This window comes from Thiobacillus sp. (assembly GCF_024708915.1).
Window position 1 is genome coordinate 1 of record NZ_JANJXQ010000114.1, and the last position, 17,588, is coordinate 17,588.

Annotated in this window: 22 protein-coding genes; 1 reads left to right on the forward strand and 21 read right to left on the reverse strand. The window is 62.7% G+C overall.

Going from position 1 to position 17,588, the window contains the following annotated elements; translation table 11 throughout:
• The 13 genes from ccoS to Q0L94_RS08460 all read right to left on the reverse strand — a co-directional run.
• Positions 1-171 (reverse strand): cbb3-type cytochrome oxidase assembly protein CcoS (ccoS, locus tag Q0L94_RS08400; protein WP_296752442.1); only part of this gene is annotated, 171 nt, incomplete at its 3' end.
• Positions 168-944 (reverse strand): FixH family protein, encoded by a 777-nt coding sequence (locus tag Q0L94_RS08405; RefSeq protein ID WP_296752398.1) that lies wholly within the window; start codon positions 942-944, stop codon positions 168-170. The genes ccoS and Q0L94_RS08405, both read right to left, overlap by 4 nt.
• Positions 941-2,377: a cytochrome c oxidase accessory protein CcoG gene (gene ccoG, locus Q0L94_RS08410; protein WP_296752400.1), complete on the reverse strand. Its 1,437-nt coding sequence runs from the start codon at positions 2,375-2,377 to the stop codon at positions 941-943. Before ccoG ends, Q0L94_RS08405 begins: the two co-directional genes overlap by 4 nt.
• A 73-nt stretch (positions 2,378-2,450) precedes the next feature.
• On the reverse strand, positions 2,451-3,371 hold the full coding sequence (gene ccoP / locus Q0L94_RS08415; protein ID WP_296752403.1) for a cytochrome-c oxidase, cbb3-type subunit III: 921 nt from the start codon (positions 3,369-3,371) through the stop codon (positions 2,451-2,453).
• Positions 3,368-3,553 (reverse strand): cbb3-type cytochrome c oxidase subunit 3, encoded by a 186-nt coding sequence (locus Q0L94_RS08420; RefSeq protein ID WP_296640834.1) that lies wholly within the window; start codon positions 3,551-3,553, stop codon positions 3,368-3,370. The genes ccoP and Q0L94_RS08420 overlap by 4 nt, the downstream gene beginning before the upstream one ends.
• Before the next feature lie 24 nt (positions 3,554-3,577).
• Entirely contained in the window at positions 3,578-4,324 is a 747-nt protein-coding gene (gene ccoO / locus Q0L94_RS08425; RefSeq protein WP_296752405.1) for a cytochrome-c oxidase, cbb3-type subunit II, read from the reverse strand.
• Between the two features lie 17 nt (positions 4,325-4,341).
• The gene (ccoN, locus tag Q0L94_RS08430; protein ID WP_296752408.1) at positions 4,342-5,796 is read right to left on the reverse strand and encodes a cytochrome-c oxidase, cbb3-type subunit I; all 1,455 of its coding nucleotides are present in this window, start codon (positions 5,794-5,796) and stop codon (positions 4,342-4,344) included.
• A gap of 123 nt (positions 5,797-5,919) precedes the next feature.
• Entirely contained in the window at positions 5,920-6,513 is a 594-nt protein-coding gene (locus tag Q0L94_RS08435) for an SCO family protein (RefSeq protein WP_296752410.1), read from the reverse strand.
• Positions 6,510-6,974 carry an Rrf2 family transcriptional regulator gene (locus Q0L94_RS08440; protein WP_296752411.1) on the reverse strand — a complete coding sequence of 155 codons (465 nt, stop codon included), beginning with the start codon at positions 6,972-6,974 and terminating at the stop codon, positions 6,510-6,512. The genes Q0L94_RS08435 and Q0L94_RS08440 overlap by 4 nt, the downstream gene beginning before the upstream one ends.
• An 82-nt stretch (positions 6,975-7,056) precedes the next feature.
• The gene (gene cyoE / locus Q0L94_RS08445; RefSeq protein ID WP_296752413.1) at positions 7,057-7,953 is read right to left on the reverse strand and encodes a heme o synthase; all 897 of its coding nucleotides are present in this window, start codon (positions 7,951-7,953) and stop codon (positions 7,057-7,059) included.
• Positions 7,954-7,955: 2 nt separating this feature from the next.
• Complete coding sequence (locus tag Q0L94_RS08450) at positions 7,956-8,939, reverse strand: heme A synthase (protein ID WP_296752415.1); 984 nt, start codon at positions 8,937-8,939, stop codon at positions 7,956-7,958.
• Between the two features lie 15 nt (positions 8,940-8,954).
• Positions 8,955-9,518, reverse strand: coding sequence for a hypothetical protein (locus Q0L94_RS08455; protein ID WP_296752418.1), 564 nt, complete (start codon positions 9,516-9,518; stop codon positions 8,955-8,957).
• 7 nt (positions 9,519-9,525) lie between these two features.
• Positions 9,526-10,287 carry an SURF1 family protein gene (locus Q0L94_RS08460; protein WP_296752420.1) on the reverse strand — a complete coding sequence of 254 codons (762 nt, stop codon included), beginning with the start codon at positions 10,285-10,287 and terminating at the stop codon, positions 9,526-9,528.
• 48 nt (positions 10,288-10,335) lie between these two features.
• Here Q0L94_RS08460 and Q0L94_RS08465 point away from each other — a divergent pair, with 48 nt between their 5' ends.
• Positions 10,336-10,536, forward strand: a complete 201-nt coding sequence (locus Q0L94_RS08465) for a twin transmembrane helix small protein (RefSeq protein WP_296752423.1) — start codon at positions 10,336-10,338, stop codon at positions 10,534-10,536.
• Positions 10,537-10,631: 95 nt separating this feature from the next.
• On the opposite strand, the gene Q0L94_RS08470 is transcribed toward Q0L94_RS08465, so the two are convergent.
• From Q0L94_RS08470 to Q0L94_RS08505, 8 genes are all read right to left on the reverse strand, one after another.
• Positions 10,632-11,498, reverse strand: a complete 867-nt coding sequence (locus tag Q0L94_RS08470) for a cytochrome c oxidase subunit 3 (protein ID WP_296752425.1) — start codon at positions 11,496-11,498, stop codon at positions 10,632-10,634.
• A gap of 30 nt (positions 11,499-11,528) precedes the next feature.
• Entirely contained in the window at positions 11,529-11,726 is a 198-nt protein-coding gene (locus Q0L94_RS08475; RefSeq protein ID WP_296752427.1) for a DUF2970 domain-containing protein, read from the reverse strand.
• A complete protein-coding gene (locus Q0L94_RS08480; protein WP_296752430.1) occupies positions 11,719-12,273 on the reverse strand; it encodes a cytochrome c oxidase assembly protein in 555 nt (184 codons plus the stop codon). The genes Q0L94_RS08475 and Q0L94_RS08480 overlap by 8 nt, the downstream gene beginning before the upstream one ends.
• 122 nt (positions 12,274-12,395) lie before the next feature.
• On the reverse strand, positions 12,396-13,976 hold the full coding sequence (gene ctaD / locus Q0L94_RS08485; RefSeq protein ID WP_296752433.1) for a cytochrome c oxidase subunit I: 1,581 nt from the start codon (positions 13,974-13,976) through the stop codon (positions 12,396-12,398).
• Positions 13,977-13,999: 23 nt separating this feature from the next.
• Positions 14,000-15,124 (reverse strand): cytochrome c oxidase subunit II, encoded by a 1,125-nt coding sequence (gene coxB, locus Q0L94_RS08490; RefSeq protein ID WP_296752445.1) that lies wholly within the window; start codon positions 15,122-15,124, stop codon positions 14,000-14,002.
• A gap of 358 nt (positions 15,125-15,482) precedes the next feature.
• Positions 15,483-16,163 (reverse strand): dethiobiotin synthase, encoded by a 681-nt coding sequence (bioD, locus tag Q0L94_RS08495; RefSeq protein WP_296752435.1) that lies wholly within the window; start codon positions 16,161-16,163, stop codon positions 15,483-15,485.
• Complete coding sequence (bioC, locus tag Q0L94_RS08500) at positions 16,160-17,080, reverse strand: malonyl-ACP O-methyltransferase BioC (RefSeq protein ID WP_296752438.1); 921 nt, start codon at positions 17,078-17,080, stop codon at positions 16,160-16,162. The genes bioD and bioC overlap by 4 nt, the downstream gene beginning before the upstream one ends.
• Positions 17,073-17,588, reverse strand: a 516-nt coding sequence (locus Q0L94_RS08505) for an alpha/beta fold hydrolase (protein WP_296752440.1), incomplete at its 5' end; no start/stop codon positions are given. The genes Q0L94_RS08505 and bioC, both read right to left, overlap by 8 nt.

The window sequence follows — 17,588 nt, forward strand, 5'->3', positions numbered from 1 at the left end:
GCTCAAGCGGCGGGTCGGCAGCAAAGGGTCGTCGTCGTCCATCAGGATGCGCTCGGCCGGCCCTTCGAGGTCGTCGAACTGGCCGCTTTTGATCGACCAGAACACCCCCACGATGATCAGCAGCACGAATACCCCCGACAGCAGAAACAGAAATCCCAGGATGCCGCTCATGGCACGACCAGCTCCTGGGTGCCGTGGTAATGCAGCTCGCCATCCCGCAACAGCCGCAACTCGACCAGCCAGCGGCCAGCGGCAGGCACATTCAGCACCCCGACATATACCCCCGCCTCAACGGTGCTCAGGGGCAGGGGCAGCGCGGGCGCTGCCGCGCCCGGCCGCGACAAGCGTAATTCGGCTTCCACGCGGTCGACCGGCAGCCCGGTGCGGTCCCGCACCCGGACCTGTAGCGGACGCGTGCTGCCGGGGCTGTCCAGTCCGCTCATCTCGACCAGCCAGCCGAGCTGCGACGCGCGGTGCGCTTCGCTCAGCGACGACGACACCGCTTTGGCCGCGCCCTGGCCATGCGCGACCACACCGGAAAACCCGCTATAGACCGCATTGCCGTCGCTCCCCAGCCACCAGCGTGCGATGGGCTCGGGCAGGCCCTTGTTTGCGATGTAAAGCAGGGAGGCGTTGATCAGCACCAGGCCGATGAAAAAAGCGATCAGCAATTTGGGGGCCCAGTGCGTGCGTCCGGCGTCGCGCCTGCGGAACTGGGTCAGGGCGAACAGCACCAGCGCCGCGGCGAGGAAAACCGAGATGTGGATGGCCACCACATCCAGCCCCGGCCAGCGGCCCACGATAAGCGCGAAATACGTGACCAGCGGAATGATCCCTGCCAGCGCAGCACGCAACATCGGCGGCAGGCCACGAACCATGCCCCCGGCGACATACAGGGCTAACACCGCCGCCAAGCCGCCAAACAGTGTGGTCATGGTGTTCATGGACGCTTCCCCGGGCTGTCGAAACGGACGGCTTCGCTGCGCGCTTCGGCAGCCTTGCCGAGCGGCGTGATGATCATTTCAAAACGTTGCGTCTGCGCCGCCTGCGCAGGAGACAGCCGCACGCTGGCCTGTACCAGTCCGCTGTGGCCGGGCTTGACGGTAATTTCGCGGAAATTGCCGAGATCGAGCGCGTCCGCCGGAATGCCGCGTGCGCTGATCCGGTAGGTTTGCTCCTGCGCCGCCTTGTTGGTGATGCGTATCTGGTAACGGTTGCGGATGTCGCCGTCCGACAGCACCACATAAAGCGGCTGGCGGATCTGGTTGACCGCGCGGTCGAAGCTGCCGCGCGTACCGATGCTGTAGACGAGATACGACGTCATCAGAATCAGCGCCACGCCGTAGCCGACGGTTTTCAGGCGCTTCCATTGCACCTTGGGCGCTGCAGGCGTTGCCGCGGCCAGATTCTTTTCCGAATCGTAGCGGATGAGGCCGCGCGGAAAACTGAACGAATCCATGATGGTGTTGCAGGCGTCGATGCACAGCCCGCACGAGATGCATTTGTATTGCAGGCCGTCGCGGATGTCGATGCCGGCCGGGCAGACCTGGACGCACAGACCGCAGTCGACGCAGTCGCCCAGCCCCTTGTCGTGCCGTTCGGCCAGGGTGCGCTGGCCGGCGCGCGCAACCGCCCGGCCGTGCGCCGCTTCGCCCCGTTTGGCGTCGTAATGCACGGCCAGCGTTTCCGCTTCGTACATCACGCTCTGAAAACGGCCATACGGGCAGACATAGGTGCAGATCTGCTCGCGCATCAGTCCGGCGGCGGCGTAAGTGGACAAGGTGAGGATGCTGACCGTGATGTAGGCGGCTGCGGCGGCCTGGCCGGTGAAGAACTCCGCCACCAGCTGCGGCGCATAGGCAAAATAGGCGACGAAAGTCAGGCCGGTCCAGAACGACGCCAGCAGCCATGCGGCATGGGTGCTGCCTATCTTGAGTACTTTTTCGCGATTCCACGGCTGGCGATAGAGGCGCACCCGCGCTGGCCGCTCGCCCTGGATCGCATGTTCGATCCAGATGAAGAAATCGGTCCACAGGGTCTGGAAACAGAAGTAGCCACAAAACGCGCGCCCGACCAGGCCGGTGACGAAGAACAGCAGGATGGCGGCGATGAACAACAGCAGCGCCAGCCAGATGACGTCCTGCGGATAAACCGTCAGCCCGAAGATCAGAAACCGGCGCCCGGGAAGATCGAACAATACCGCCTGCGCGGGCGCATCCAGCCGCGACCACGGCAGCCACGGCAACAGGAAATAGATCGCATAGGCGAGCACCAGCACCGACGTTTTGAAACGTCGGAAACGCCCCTTCACCGAGCGGGTGAAGATGGGGATGCGCTTCTGATAGAGTCCGAGCTGGTCTTCTAAGCCTGTCTGCATGGTACGAAACGGATATGCGGGAAACAAAAGCCCCCGTGAACGGGGGCTTTGCTCATTGCCTCAATCGGCGGCCTTACTGCCCGCCGCCCAGTTCATGAACATAGACTGTCAGAACCTTGATTTGTTCGGGCGAAAGGCGGCCGGCCCATGCGGGCATCACGCCTTTGTTCAGGCCGTTGGCGATGACGTTGCGAATGGCCGCGACCTTGCCCTCGGCAGCGTCGATTGCCGGCACGTTGGCCCACAGCCAGATGTTGTCGGTCAGGTTGGGCGCGCCGATCTCCTTGCGGCCCTTGCCATCGCTGCCGTGGCAGTAAAAACAGGCGGCGGTCTCGCTGTGGAACAGCGCGTCGCCGGCAGCCGCCTTGGTGGCGTCGTGCCCGGTACCGGACAGCTTGGCGACATAGTTTGCCAACTGGTCGATCTGCTCGCCGGCGAGCACTTCACTGAAGGCCGGCATGTAGCCACGGCGGCCACCCATCAGCGTTTCGTGAATCTTCTCGAACGAACCGCCGTACAGCCAGTCGTCGTCGGTCAGGTTGGGAAAGAAAGCGACCACGCCCTGGCCGCCGGCCTGGTGGCAGGGCGCACAGTTGTCGGCAAACAGCACCTTGCCCGCGGACAGGATGAAGCCGTTCATTTCCGGATCCTTGGCGATCTGCTCGTAAGACATCGCCGACACTTTGTCGAAATAGGGCTTCTGCGCGGCCGCCGCCTGGTTCAGGTCTTCCAGCAGCAGCGCGCGGGTGTTCCAGCTGTGCGTCTTGGTTTCGCCTGCGCTGTTCACATAGGTGATTTTCGAGAGTCCGCCGATCCAGTCCTTGCCGATCGGCCACGACGGATAGATGGCCCAGTAGATGAGGGCGAAGATCACCGTGGCGTAGAAGGTGTAGACCCACCACACCGGCAGCGGATTGTTGTATTCCTGCAGGTCGCCGTCCCAAGCGTGACCGGTGGTTTGCACAGTTTGAGATTGTAGTTTTTGCTCGCTCATTGCTTGTCCTTCGTGCCTTCCTGATCGTCCAGAAACGGTATGTCGCGGTACGACTCGAGTCGCTTGCTCCGCTTTTTGCTACCGTAGACGTAGATCACGATGCCGATAAAGGTAACGAAAAAAATAATCAGGGCCAAAGGCTTGGTGTTTTCGGGTTTGGAAAACCACATCAGCCATTCCATCTGAAAATCCCCGGCCGCGTTCGATCAGCGGACATCGACGAATGCGTCGTCGCTGTATTTGCTGAAATCGACCATGGTGCCCAGCACTTGCAGATAGGCCACCAGGGCGTCCATCTCGGAAACACCGGAACGATCGCCGTCGTAGTTGCCGAAGTTGGCCTGCTCGACCAGGTTCTTCTGCGCATCGGGAATATGCAGCTGCCTGGCGACGGTTTCGCCGAACTTGGTCACGTTGGCGTCGTACTCGGCCTGCGACAGCGAATACGGCACGCCGACCTTGCGCAGCGCCTTCATGCGGGCTGCCGTGTCGGAAATATCCAGCTTGGTCGTCAGCAGCCAGGGATAATTCGGCATCACCGACTCGGGCACCATCGAGCGCGGCGCAACCAGATGCTGCACGTGCCACTCGTTGGAATACTTGCCCCCCACCCGCGCCAGATCCGGACCGGTGCGCTTGGACCCCCACTGGAATGGGTGGTCGTATTGCGATTCCGCCGCCAGCGAGTAATGGCCGTAACGCAGCTTTTCGTCGCGGAACGGGCGAATCATCTGCGAATGGCAGGTGTAGCAGCCCTCGCGCTGATAGATATCACGGCCGCGCTGTTCCAGCGGGGTGTACGGACGGACGCCCTCGACCTTTTCAATGGTCTTGTCGATGAAGAACAGCGGCGCAATTTCCACCAGGCCGCCGACGCTGATTGCCAGCATGGTCAACACGGCCATCAGGCCGATGTTGGTTTCGATCCATTCGTGTTTGAAGTTGAAGTTCATTATCTATCTTCCCTGAATCATGCATGCGCCATCTTGGCGGCCAGCTTGGCGTCCAGCGCAACGCTTTCGCGCTTGCCCTGGCGGATGGTCATGAACATGTTGAACGTCATCAGCACGGCGCCGGTGAGGAAGAACATGCCGCCGATGGCGCGCATCGCGTAGAAGGGCATCATGGCCGCGACGGATTCGGCGAACGAGTACTGCAGGTTGCCGAACTCGTCGAACGCACGCCACATCAGGCCCTGGGTGATGCCGGAAATCCACATCGCGACGATGTACAGCACGATGCCGATGGTGGCCAGCCAGAAGTGCCATTCGACCAGCCGGCGGCTGTAGATCCTGGTATCCCACAGCTTGGGCATCATGTGATACAGCGAGCCGAAGGAGATCATCGCCACCCAGCCCAGCGCGCCGGAGTGCACGTGACCCACGGTCCAGTCGGTGTAGTGCGACAGCGCGTTGACTTCTTTCAGCGACATCATCGGGCCTTCGAAGGTCGACATGCCGTAGAACGACAGGGCGACGATCATGAAGCGCATCACCGGGTCGGTGCGCATCTTGTCCCAGGCACCCGACAGCGTCATGATGCCGTTGATCATGCCGCCCCACGAGGGCATCAAGAGCAGGATGGAGAAGGCGGCGGCCAGCGACGACGTCCAGTCGGGCAGCGCGGTCCAGTGCAGGTGGTGGCCACCCACCCACATGTACATGAAGGAGAGCGCCCAGAAGTGGACGATCGACAGACGGTAGGAATAAATCGGCCGGCCGGCCTGCTTCGGCACGAAGTAATACATCATGCCGAGGAAAGCGGCGGTGAGGAAGAAGCCCACGGCGTTGTGGCCGTACCACCACTGGGTCATCGCATCCTGGGTACCGGAGAACAGGCTGTAGGACTTCATCGAAAACAAGTCGATGGGCATGGCCAGGTTGTTGAAGGTATGCAGCAGCGCGGTCGCCAGAATGAAGGACAGGTAGAACCAGTTGGCGACGTAGATATGCGGCTGCTTGCGGCGCATGATGGTGCCGACGAACAGGATCAGATAGGTGACCCACACGAGCTCGATCAGGATGTCGATCGGCCACTCCATCTCGGCGTACTCGCGCGACTGGGTGTAGCCCAGCACGTAGCTGATATCGGCCAGCACGATCACCGCCATCCAGCCCCAGAAGGTGAAGCTGGCCATGCCGTCCGAAATCAACCGGGTCTGGCAGGTGCGCTGGACGACATAATAGGAGGTGGCAAACAGCGCCGAGCCGCCAAAACCGAAAATCACCGAAGTGGTGTGGACCGGACGGAAGCGCCCGAACGAGAAATACGGGCTATCGAAATTCAGGAACGGCCAGGCCAGTTCGGAGGCGATATACACGCCCACGAACATGCCGATCACTGCCCAGACCAGCGACATAACGGCAAATTTCTTTACGATATCAAAGTTGTACTGCTCCGCACCTGAATATGTGGTTACCGCCATCGACCGCTCCTGTTGTACCCGAAATAGCGCGCAGCGCCGCGCTTCTAACAGCATATGCTTATATTACAAAACTGCGGGATTATATGCTGTCGGGGCGGCAGCCTGCAAGCCAAAAAACCCTGTTCAGGATGCGGCCAATAGCGTTTTCAAGTCTTGCGCGATCGCGTCCGGGCTGCTTCCGTAAGGCATAAGCAGCCGCAAACGCCCATTCGGATCATAGACATAGGTTCCGGCACTGTGGTCGATCAAATAGTCGTCCGCCGCTTTGACCGCGGTTTTTTGATAGACCACCTTGTATTCCTTCGCCAGCCGCCTCAGCGTATCCGCGTCGGCGATCATTCCCAGAAAGCTCGGATTGAAGGCCGGCACAAACTGCTTCAGCAGGTCCGGGGTATCGCGCTGCGGATCCACCGTCACGAAAATCACCTGCACCCGGTCAGCCTGCTGCCCCAGCAATTGCAATGCCGCCGCAAAATCCGACAGCGTAGTGGGGCAGACATCCGGGCAGTGAATATAGCCAAAGAAAACGGCGACGGCCTTGCCCTTGAAGTCCGCCAGCGTGCGCACGCTGCCATTGTGGTCGGTCAGCCTGAAATCGCGTGCGAAGGCGGCGCCGGTAATATCGGTCGCCTGGAATACCGGGGGTTGCGGGGCGGGCTGACAGCCAGCCAATGCGAGCGCAGCCATGACGCCGGCTGCGGCGAGCCAGCGGGTCACGCCTTGATCTGCTCGAACAACTGCCCGGGAACGTCGGCCAGACGGTATTTTCCGGATTCAACGGCCTTCGCCAGTTTTTCCAGTGTCGTCTCCTGCAGCAGGTCGATGATTTTTTTCTTTACCGGAACCCAGCGGAAATGCAGCGGACAGGCGGTTTCGTCGCTGCATTTCTTCAGCCCCAGCAGACAGCTTTGGGTAAACGCCGGCCCTTCGGTCAGCAGCAGGATCTGCATCAAGGTGATTTTGTCGCCGTTTTCGCGCAGGCAGAAACCGCCCAAACGGCCGCGGAAGGAAAACAGCAGGCTGCCCTTGGCCAGGCTCTGCAGAATTTTTGCCAGATAGGGTGCAGGTACGCCAAGTTCCGCGGCGATATCCTTGTTCAACACCGGCGTGGCGCCTGGCTGGGTGGCCATGTAAATCAGCGCCTGCACGGCATATTGACTGGTTCGGGAGAGGATCATCTCGTGCCCCTGTGAGGGAATTGGCACAATATAAAACAATCCTGTCCTAATATCCAGATACAGACCTAATTACCCATATAAATCAAACGGGTATTCGAAAATAGTGGTCGGCCAGCATGATCGCGAATAACGCGCTCAGATACCAGATGGAATAACGGAAAGTTTCTTTCGCCAGGGCGTCACTGTATTGGCGGTAGAGCCGCCAACCGTACTGGATGAAGCGGACTCCCAGCAACACCGCACCAAGCAGATAAATCCAGCCACCCATGCCGGTTCCGACCGGCAGCATGGTGACGGCAAACAGCAGCAGGGTGTAAAGCAGCACATGCAGGCGGGTATAGGCTTCGCCGTGCGTCACCGGCAGCATCGGCAGTCCGGCCTTGGCGTACTCCTCGCGCCGGTAGAGCGCCAACGCCCAGAAATGCGGCGGTGTCCAGGCAAAAATGATCAGAAACAGCAGCAAGGCATCATGGTGGATTTCACCGGTGGCCGCCGCCCAACCAAGCACTGGCGGCATGGCGCCGGAAGCCCCGCCGATCACGATGTTCTGCGGTGTGGCCGGTTTCAGCACGACGGTATAAATGACCGCATAGCCGACAAAGGTGGCCAGCGTGAGCCACATGGTAAGCGGATTGACAAAAACGTTCAGCAGGTAGAGCCCGGCGCCTCCCACCACACCGGCAAACACCAGTGTCTGCGTGCGGGTGAGCTCGCCGCGGGGCAGCGGGCGCGCGCGCGTGCGCGCCATGACGGCGTCGATTTTCTGCTCGATCAGGCAATTGAACGCCGCCGCCGCGCCTGCCACCAGCGCGATTCCCAGCGTCCCCGCCCACAGCGTATGCCAGCCCGGCCAGCCCGGCACGGCGAGAAACATGCCGATCACCGCCGTGAACACGACCAGGCTGACCACCCGCAGCTTGCATAGCGCCAGAAACTGCTGGCAGCGGCAAGCCGTGCCCTGGATCGTCAAGGATTCCATACTCACCTCCTGCGCACCCGATAGTTCAGAGCCACCAGGCTGACCAGCAACAACGCTGCACCGGCATTATGGGAAACCGCTATCGCCAACGGCAGACCGAGCAGGACATTGGCGATGCCCAGCGCAACCTGCAACGCCAGCAGCCCCGCCACGGCCACCCCCATGCCGGCGTAACCCGGGGTGCGCAGCAAGCGCAGCACCAGCCAGCCCAGATACGCTACCACGATCAAGGCCATGGTCCGGTGCACCCAATGGATGGCCGTCAGCGCCGTCAGCGGCAGCAGTTCACCGGAAGCGGTTTCGCCCAGTTCGCGGTGCAGCGTGAACGCATGCTCGAAGTCCATCGGCGGCATCCACATTCCCTGGCACAGGGGATAATCGGTGCACGCCAGCGCTGCATAGTTGGTGCTCACCCAGCCTCCCAGCGCAATCTGTATTACCACCAGGGCCAGGCCGAACGCTGCGCTGGCACGCAAATGGTCGACCCGTGCAAAATAGGCATGACTGAAGCGGCTGCGTTCGCGCAGCCACAGCCACACCAGCAGCGAAAGCGTGGCCATGCCCCCCAGCAGATGCGCGCTGACGATCAGCGGCTTGAGCAACAGGGTGACCGTCCACATCCCCAGCAACGCCTGAAATACGATCAGCGCCAGCAATGCCGCAGGCAGGGCGGGGCCGCCGTTCGTCTCGCGTCGCCCGCGCCAGGCCAGCACGGCAATGGCCAGAACCAGCAGCCCCAGCGTGCCGGCAAAGTAGCGATGCGCCATTTCCTTCCACGCCTTGGCGTGCGAGACCGGGCCATCAGGGCGCACGGTGAGCTCGGCGTTGATCGCATCAACCGCATGATGCGGCGTCAGCTTGCCATAGCAGCCGGGCCAGTCGGGGCAGCCCAGGCCGGCATCGGAAAGGCGCACGTAGGCCCCCAGGCTCACGACCCCGAATGCGAGGATCAGCGCGGCCAGAATGAAGTTGCGGTATGTCGCCATGGTCAGTTGCCCGAATCAGCCTATCTGTGAAGCCTTGAGCAGGAGCCTGAGATCTTTCATCATGCGCTTGGCATCGACCCGGGCAGGAAAGCGCAACATCAGGTTGCCCAGCGGGTCGACCAGATAGATATGCTCGGTCCGATCCCGCACGGCAGGAAACTGGGCGACAAAGGCCACGTTTTCCGGCCGCCACACATGCAAACCGGGATGCGCCTGCAACAGCGTCGCCTCGGGCGCCCCGCTGCCGGTCAGCACCCACAGCCGTTCCACCCGGGTCTGCTCCTTGCCCTGCGCGATCCGCGTCTGCCGCATGAGATACAACTGCGCTGCACACGCGGCGTCGCAGTTCGACGCGCCTACATGCACCATCACCCATTTGCCGCGCAGGGTGTCCAGATTGAAGGGCCTGCCATCGAGTGCCGTCCCCGCCGTCTGCTGCAGGGGCGCGACTTCAAGCAGATCTCCGTAATTGGTGTGGCCCGCCGGACGCCAGCCGAAGTACGCCAGATAGGCGACGGCCACCGGCAGCGCGAATACGCCGATCAACAACAGGAATTTACTGCGCTGGGTCAATTGCATGGGCTGGCTAACTTGTCTTTCGGGACGTGGAATTCACGTCGCCGTCATGCTGACGTTTCACATTCATCACCAGCCACAAAACCGCCAGCGTCGTTGCCAGACTGTACCACTGGAAGGCATAGCCGACATGCATGCTGACCCCGCTATCGGGGCGCGGCCAGCTGCGCTGCAAGCCGTCGTTCTGCGCACTGGTCTGCAGCAGCAGGAGCGGCTGCAGCGTCAGCCCGCTGGCGCGTGCATAACGCGCAAAGTCGAGGTTCTGCCAGACCCGTCCTTGTGGCGTGGCATGCGCCAGTTCGACATAGCGGGTATGCGGGTCGACCGCCATGCCTTCCAGCTTTATCCGGCCCGCGGGCACCAGTGGCGACGGAATCTGCTTACGGCTGCGCCCCGCCGCCACCCAGCCGCGATTGACCAGAATGGCGGTTGTGCTGCCGTCGATTCTGAGCGGCGTCAGCACGTGGTAACCCGCGACGCCGTTCCTCACCCGGTTGTCGAGCAGGATGGTATGCGCATCGTCGAATAGGCCCTGCACTTCCAGCTTGCGGTACAGCGCGCTGTCGCGGTCGAGCAGCGCGCCGCCGACGTGGATGGGGGGTTCGCGCAGCGCCGCGTCGTAACGCGCCTGCAGGAGGCGTTTGGTTTCGGCGCGTCCGCTCTGCCAGTTGCCGAGCGCCAGCGTCAATGCAAAGAAAAACAGCGTGGCCAGGGTGGGCCACAAAGTCGGGGCGAACTGCCACGATCCGATACGCAGTTTCAGCAAGTGCATGGGCGGAGCAATGCAGTTAGACTAGGATTTTGCCGAGCCGCCTTTTTCATGCGCATCATTGCCCTGCTTTTCATTGTCTTCATCCTGGCCAGCCTTGCCAGCGCGCTCTACTACCTCGTCAAGGACAAGGGGCAGTCCGACCGCACCGTCAAAATGCTCACCGTGCGCGTTGCGCTCTCGCTCATCCTGTTTCTCTTGCTGATGGGCGGATATTACTTCGGCGTCATCCCGCAAAGCGGACTGCGCTGATCCGATGCCTCGATAAAAAGCCGCATGTCAGGCGGCTTTTTATTCGATTCGAGCGCCGCGGCCAGGGCGGTTTGCCGGTTTGCTTCCCGGACGATTCAGATCATCCAGTAAACCAGAATGAACAGCAGCACCCACACCACATCGACAAAGTGCCAGTACCACGATACCGCCTCGAACGCGAAGTGGTGGCCCGGCGTGAAATGGCCGGCGATCGAACGCAGCAGCATGACGATCAGCATCGTCGTTCCCACCAGAACGTGAAAGCCATGGAAGCCGGTCAGCATGAAGAAGGTGGCACCGTAGACGCCGGCGCCGAGGGTCAACCCCAATTCGGTGTAGGCATGGTGGTATTCATAGACCTGCAGGCCGAGGAAGGTCGCGCCGAGCGCGACGGTCAGCGCGAGCCCCACGATCAGCTGGGTGCGGTTGTTTTTTTTCAACCCCCAGTGAGCCCAGGTCACGGTCACGCCGGAGCTCAGCAGCAACAGGGTATTGATGGCCGGAATCCCCCAGGCGCCCATCGGGGTGAACCTGAACCCGTCGGCCGTCAGCCCCGGCCCCGCGGTAGGCCAGGCGGACTGGAATGCCGGCCACAATTGCTGCATGGTGTCGCCCTCGCCGAGCCAGGGTACCGACAGCACGCGGGCGTAGAACAATGCGCCAAAAAAAGCAGCGAAGAACATCACCTCGGAAAAGATGAACCAGCTCATCGACCAGCGGTACGAGGAGTCGACCTGCTTGTTGTAGCGGCCTGCCTCGCTGTCGCGGATGACTTCGCCGAACCAGCCGAACATCATGAACAGCAGGATCGCCGTACCGGCCAGCAGCACCCAGCCGCCGTGGTCGATCTCGCGCATGGTCATGACGCCGCCCACGGCCATCAACAGCAGCGCGACCGAGCCGACGATCGGCCACAGCGAAGGTTGCGGCAGATAATATTTATCGGTTTGTGCCAGGCCCATGTCGTCCCCTTTTCCCTGTCGGTTGATCGTTCATTTCACGAACTGCACTATCAGATAAACCACCAGCAACAGCATCAACACGAACACGAGACCACCAGCCAGTCCTGCGACGACGATCTGCGCCGGGCTCAGGTTTTGCGCATCGGCGTCGTAATCGCGCCGCTTGCGTACGCCGAAGAAACTCCAGAATACGGCGAGCGCGGCCTTGAGATGCCCCCGGTCAGCCATCCGGCGCCGCTCCCCGCCGACCCGTTGCCTGCGCCTGTGCGCCGGTGTCGAAGAAGGTGTACGACAGCGTCACGGTATGCACTTCTCTATCCATCGCCGGGTCCAGCACGAACAGCACTGGCATCCTGCGGCGCTCGCCTGCCGCCAGGGTTTGCGGGGTGAAGCAGAAGCACTCGATTTTCTTGAAGAATGCGGCCGCCCGCGCCGGGCCGTAGCTCGGAACGGCCTGTCCCACGATCGCCTGATTGCTGTTGTTGATCACTTCGTATTCCACCTGCACCAGTTGGCCCGGATGCACCCTGAGGCTGCGCTGCATGGGTTTGAACTGCCACGGCAAAGCGGTATTGGTATTGGCGTCGAATTCCAGCGTCACCCAGCGGCGGGTATCGACCTGGGTGTTCCTTGCCAGGCTTTGCACGTCTCCCGAATTGATGCCGGTGACCTCGCAAATCTTGTAATAGAACGGCACCAGGGCAAAGCCGAATCCGAACATGCCCAGCGTCGCCACCACGAGCTTGGTCAGGGTTCTGGCGTTGCCCATGGCCATGCCCTATTTCAGCCCGCTGTACAAAGTGAACAGGAACAGGCCGAGTGCGAGCGCCGCCAGAATGGCTGCCGTACGGTATTTGCCGTTGCGTTTGTCCGTCGTCATGCCTGCCGTGCCTCCGCTCATTTCACCGCCGGCGCGGTTTCAAAGGTGTGATAGGGAGCGGGCGACGGCACCGTCCACTCCAGGCCTTCAGCGCCCTCCCACACCCGGGCGGGCGCCCTGGCGCCGCCCTTGATCGACTTCAGAATTACCGCCAGAAAAATCAGCTGGCTGAACCCGAAAATGAAGGCGCCCAGCGTTGCGATCTGGTTGAAATCGGTGAACTGCAGCGCGTAGTCGGGAATCCGGCGCGGCATTCCGGCCAGCCCCAGAAAATGCATCGGAAAGAACACGATGTTCATGCCGATGACCGACAGCCAGAAGTGCCATTTACCCAAGGTCTCGTCGTACATGTGGCCGGTCCACTTCGGCAGCCAGAAATAGATTCCGGCAAAAATCGAGAACAGCGCCCCCGACACCAGCACGTAGTGGAAGTGCGCGACGACGTAATAAGTGTCCTGCAGCTGGATGTCGACCGGCGCGATCGCCAGCACCAGTCCGGAGAACCCTCCGATGGTGAACAGGCAGACGAAGGCGATGGCGAACAGCATCGGCGTTTCGAAGGTCAGCGAGCCCTTCCACATCGTGGCCACCCAGTTGAACACCTTCACCCCGGTGGGCACCGCGATCAGCATGGTCGACAGCATGAAGAACAGCTGCGCCGCCACCGGCATGCCGACGGCGAACATGTGGTGCGCCCAGACGGTGAACGACAGGATCGCGATCGACGCGGTGGCGTAGACCATCGAGGCATAGCCGAACAATGGCTTGCGGGAGAAGGTCGGAATGATCTGCGAAACGATGCCGAAAGCCGGCAGGATCAGGATGTACACCTCGGGATGCCCGAAGAACCAGAAAATATGCTGGAACATCACCGGGTCGCCGCCGCCCGCCGCGTTGAAGAAGTGGGTGCCGAAGTTGCGGTCGGTGAGCAGCATGGTCACCGCACCCGCCAGCACCGGCATGGTGGCGATCAGCAGATAGGCGGTGATCAGCCAGGTCCACACGAACAGCGGCATCTTCATCAGCGTGATCCCGGGTGCGCGCATGTTGAGGATGGTGGTGATGATGTTGATCGACCCCATGATCGACGACAGACCCATGATGTGCACCGCGAGGATCGTCAGGTCATACGAAATCCCGCCCTGGATGAACAGCGGCGGATACATCGTCCAGCCCCCCGCGACCGCGCCGCCCGGCAGCAGGAACGAGGACATCAGCAGGATGCCCGCCACCGGCAGCAGCCAGAAACTCCAGTTGTTCATGCGCGGAAATGCCATGTCCGGCGCACCCAGCATCAGCGGCACCTGCCAGTTCGCAAACCCGGTAAAGGCCGGCATGATGACGCCGAAAATCATGATCAGGCCGTGCATCGTGGTGAGCTGATTGAAAAAATCCGGCTGCACCAGCTGCATGCCGGGCTGGAAGAGTTCGGCGCGGATCAGCAATGCCATCGACCCGGCGGTAAACAGCATGATGAGCGAAAACCACAGGTAGAGCGTACCGATGTCCTTGTGGTTGGTGGTGGTCAGCCAGCGCATGACGCCGCTGGGGCGCGCGTGGTGTCCGTGGGCGTCGTGGGCGTGGGCTGCGTCAGACATGGCTGGGCTCTCCTCTCGATTGTTTACTGCGCGGCCGGGGCGGCGGCTTCGGCGGCCCCGCCGCGTGCGGCGGCGATGGCGGCAGGCTGCGCCGCGTCGCCCATCTTGTTGTCCCATGCATTGCGCTGATAGGTCACGACAGCGGCGATGTCGGCGTCCGACAGCTGGCCGGCGAATGCCGCCATCGCAGTGCCCGGCCGGCCGTCCAGCACCACCCGGACGTGGTCCGCAATCGGCCCGGTGGCGACCTTGGAACCGTTGATCGGCAGGAATGCCCCCGGAATCCCCATGCCGTTGGCCTGGTGACAGGCTGCGCAGTTGGCCAGATAGACCTTCTCGCCGCGCGCCACCAGTTCGGCGACGTCAAAGGTTTTGTCATTGTCGGCCGCGGCAGCGTGCGCGGTGCCTTGCTTCTTCGCCACCCAGGTTTTGTAGTCGTCCTCCGACACCACTTCAACGACGATGGGCATGAAACCATGATCCTTGCCGCACAGTTCGGCGCACTGGCCGCGGTAGGTGCCGATTGTGTCGGCCTTGAACCAGCTGTCGCGGATGAAGCCGGGGATCCCGTCCTGCTTGACGCCAAGCGCAGGCACCCACCAGGAATGGATCACGTCGTTGGCGGTGATCAGCAGGCGCACGCGTTTGCCGACCGGCACCACCATCGGTTCGTCGACTTCCAGCAGATAGTGCTCCCCCTTGGCGGCGCTGCCGTCGATCTGCTCGCGCGGGGTGGCGAGCGTGCTGTAAAAACGGATTCCGTCGTTGAGGTAGTCGTAGCTCCATTTCCACTGGTAGCCGGTGATCTTGATGGTCATGTCCGGATTGGAGGTGTCCTTCATGTCGATCACCACCTTGGCGGCGGGATAAGCCATCCCCATCAGAATGATGAACGGAATCACCGTCCAGATGATCTCGACCGTGGTGTTTTCATGGAAGTGGGCAGCCTGGTGGCCAAGCGATTTGCGGTGTTTCAACAGCGAATAGAACATGACGCTGAACACCGCGACGAAAATGACCAGGCACACCAGCATGATGAGGTTGTGCAACTGGAATACGTCGTGTGCCACCGAGCTCGCCGGCACCTGCAGGTTGTATCCGTATTCGGCCAGCACCGGCGGGCTCGCCGCCAGCGCCGCCCACCCCATCCCCGACCGCCGCCCCATGCTCTTCATCACGTTCCCCCATCCTGTCGACTCTAGTTATGTATAGTCGTTGCGGCGTGTGTTGCGCTCAGGCCTGCAATTTGCAGCGTGGCGGGCCGCGCCGCGCCGCCCGGTGCTGTCCGGCTTCCGTTTCGCGGCCGGTCCAGCTCAGGTGGAGGCGGCAATGTCTGCCGGGCGCACTGCAATCGCATACCGCGCGCACCCGTTCCCTATCGGCAAGCAAGGAAACCGTCTGCGGCAATATGTCGCAGACGGTAACACGGCGACCGCCGGCCGAACAAGCCGGAAGAAAATCTCAAGTTTTTGATTTATATGAAGAATATCGTTATCAACGACTATTCTAAGATGCTAATTCTTGAGGCAGCGCCAGCCAGGGCGGCGCGTCGCTTGAACAGGCCGGATCGGCACTGAACGCCTGCACCCCCAGGCAGGGTTCAGGCAGACGCGCGCGCAGGGCATCCAGGTTGGCCGCCGCCTGCGCCATCGCCGGATCGATGTGGTTGCCCACCCAGCCCGCCCAGGGCACCTGCCGGCGGGCAATCGACTCGGCCGTCAGCAATGCATGATTGAGGCATCCCAGGCGCAGGCCCACCACCAGCACAACGGGCAGCGCCAGCCGCTGCGCCAGGTCGGCCATGTCCTCGCGCTCGTTCAAGGGCACCCGCCAGCCGCCTGCTCCTTCGACCACCACCACGTCGGCGCTGGCGGCCAGCCGGGCGTACGCCTCGGCGATGACGGCCAGCTCGATCCGCGCACCGGCCTGCTGCGCCGCGAGATGCGGCGCGATGGCCGGCTCGAAGGCATAGGGATTCACATCGCGCACGTCGGCCGGCACGTTGGCGGCCTGCAGCAGGGCCGCCACGTCCTCGTTCATCCCGCCTGGCGGGCTGCCTGCCGACACCGGCTTCATCGCCGCCACCCGCAGCCCCGCTGTGCGCAGGGCGTGGATCAGCGCCACCGCTACCCGTGTCTTGCCGACGCCGGTGTCGGTGCCGGTAACGAACAGCCCGCGTGCCGTCATGGCAATCCCAGCATGCGGCGGCGCTCGCCGATCTTCAACTGGATCACCTGGCGCCCGTCCTCGCGCTGCGTCTTGTCGCCGGCCCACGCATGGCCGTAGATCACCTCGAAGCTGGCCGGCAGGCGGCCTTCGCACCGCTGCGTTTCATACGCCTGCTCCAGCCGCGTCCAGGCCGACTTGCCGAGCAGGCCGCGCCGCCGCGCCGTTGCCGCGTTGTGCGCGCCGATACCCTTGAGGTCGCGCATCAGGGTTTTGAGATCGGCGTAAGTCAGCGTCAGCATCTCCATCTCCATCACCGGGCCGGCGAAACCGGCATGCATCAGCATGTCGCCGATGTCGTGCAGGTCGATGAACTGGTTGACGTGCGGTGCGTCGTCGATGGCGGCGAATGCCGCGCGCAATTCCTTCAGCGTGTCGGGGCCGAAGGTGGCGAACATGAGCAGGCCTCCCGGCGCCAGCACCCGATGCAAGCCTTTCAAGGTGGCTTCGAGATCGCGCGCCCATTGCAGCGCCAGGCTCGACCAGACCAGGTTCATGCTGTTGGCCGCCAGCGGCAGGCGGCCCATGTCCGCGCATACCGCATAGCGCTGCGGCGCGCTGCGCGGCAGCAGATGCGACAGCGCGCGCTGCGCCCGCGTCGGTTGCGGCAGCCGCGCGCGCGCGGCCGCCAGCATGGCCGGGGCAATGTCGAGCGCGCAAAGCTCAGCCGCCGGGTAGCGCGCATGCAGATGCGCCAGGCCGTAGCCGGTGCCGCTGCCGACATCGAGCACCCGGCCCGGCTGCAGCGTCATGAAGTCGAGGCGTTCCAGCAGACGGTCGCACACTTCGCGCTGCAGTACCGCATGCGCGTCGTAGCTGGCGGCGGCATGGTCGAAGGCGCGCCGCACTTCGGCGAAATCGAGTTCGGGTTCAGTCATGCGCAAACCGCCCGATTGCAGCGGCCACCTCGTCTGCGTGCGACAGGTGCGGCGCGTGCGCGGCACGGCAAAACGCGATGTGCCGTGCGCGCGGCAGGGCCTCGGCCAGCCAGGCGCCGGCCGTCGGCGGGGTGAGGGTGTCGAGCGCGCCATGCAGTACCAGAACCGGCTGCGCCAGCTGCGGCAACTCCGCACGCAGATCGGTGTCACGCAGCAGCGTCAGCCCGCCCGCCAGGGCCTCGGCGCTGGCCGCGGGCGCTGCCAGCAGCGTCTGCCGCAGCCGCTGCAGCAGCGTCTTCTGCCCCGGCATGCCGCGCGTCTGCAGGCTGAGGAAGCGCAGCAGCGTGGCCTGCGGATCGGCCAGCAGCGCCGCGCCGAAATCCTGCAGGTCGGCCGGCGCCATGCCGTGCGGCCAGTCTTCCGTCGCGACGAATTTCGGCGTCGACGCCAGCAGCACCAGGCGCGCGATTTTGTGCGGATGATCGAGCGCCGCGCGCATCGCCACCTG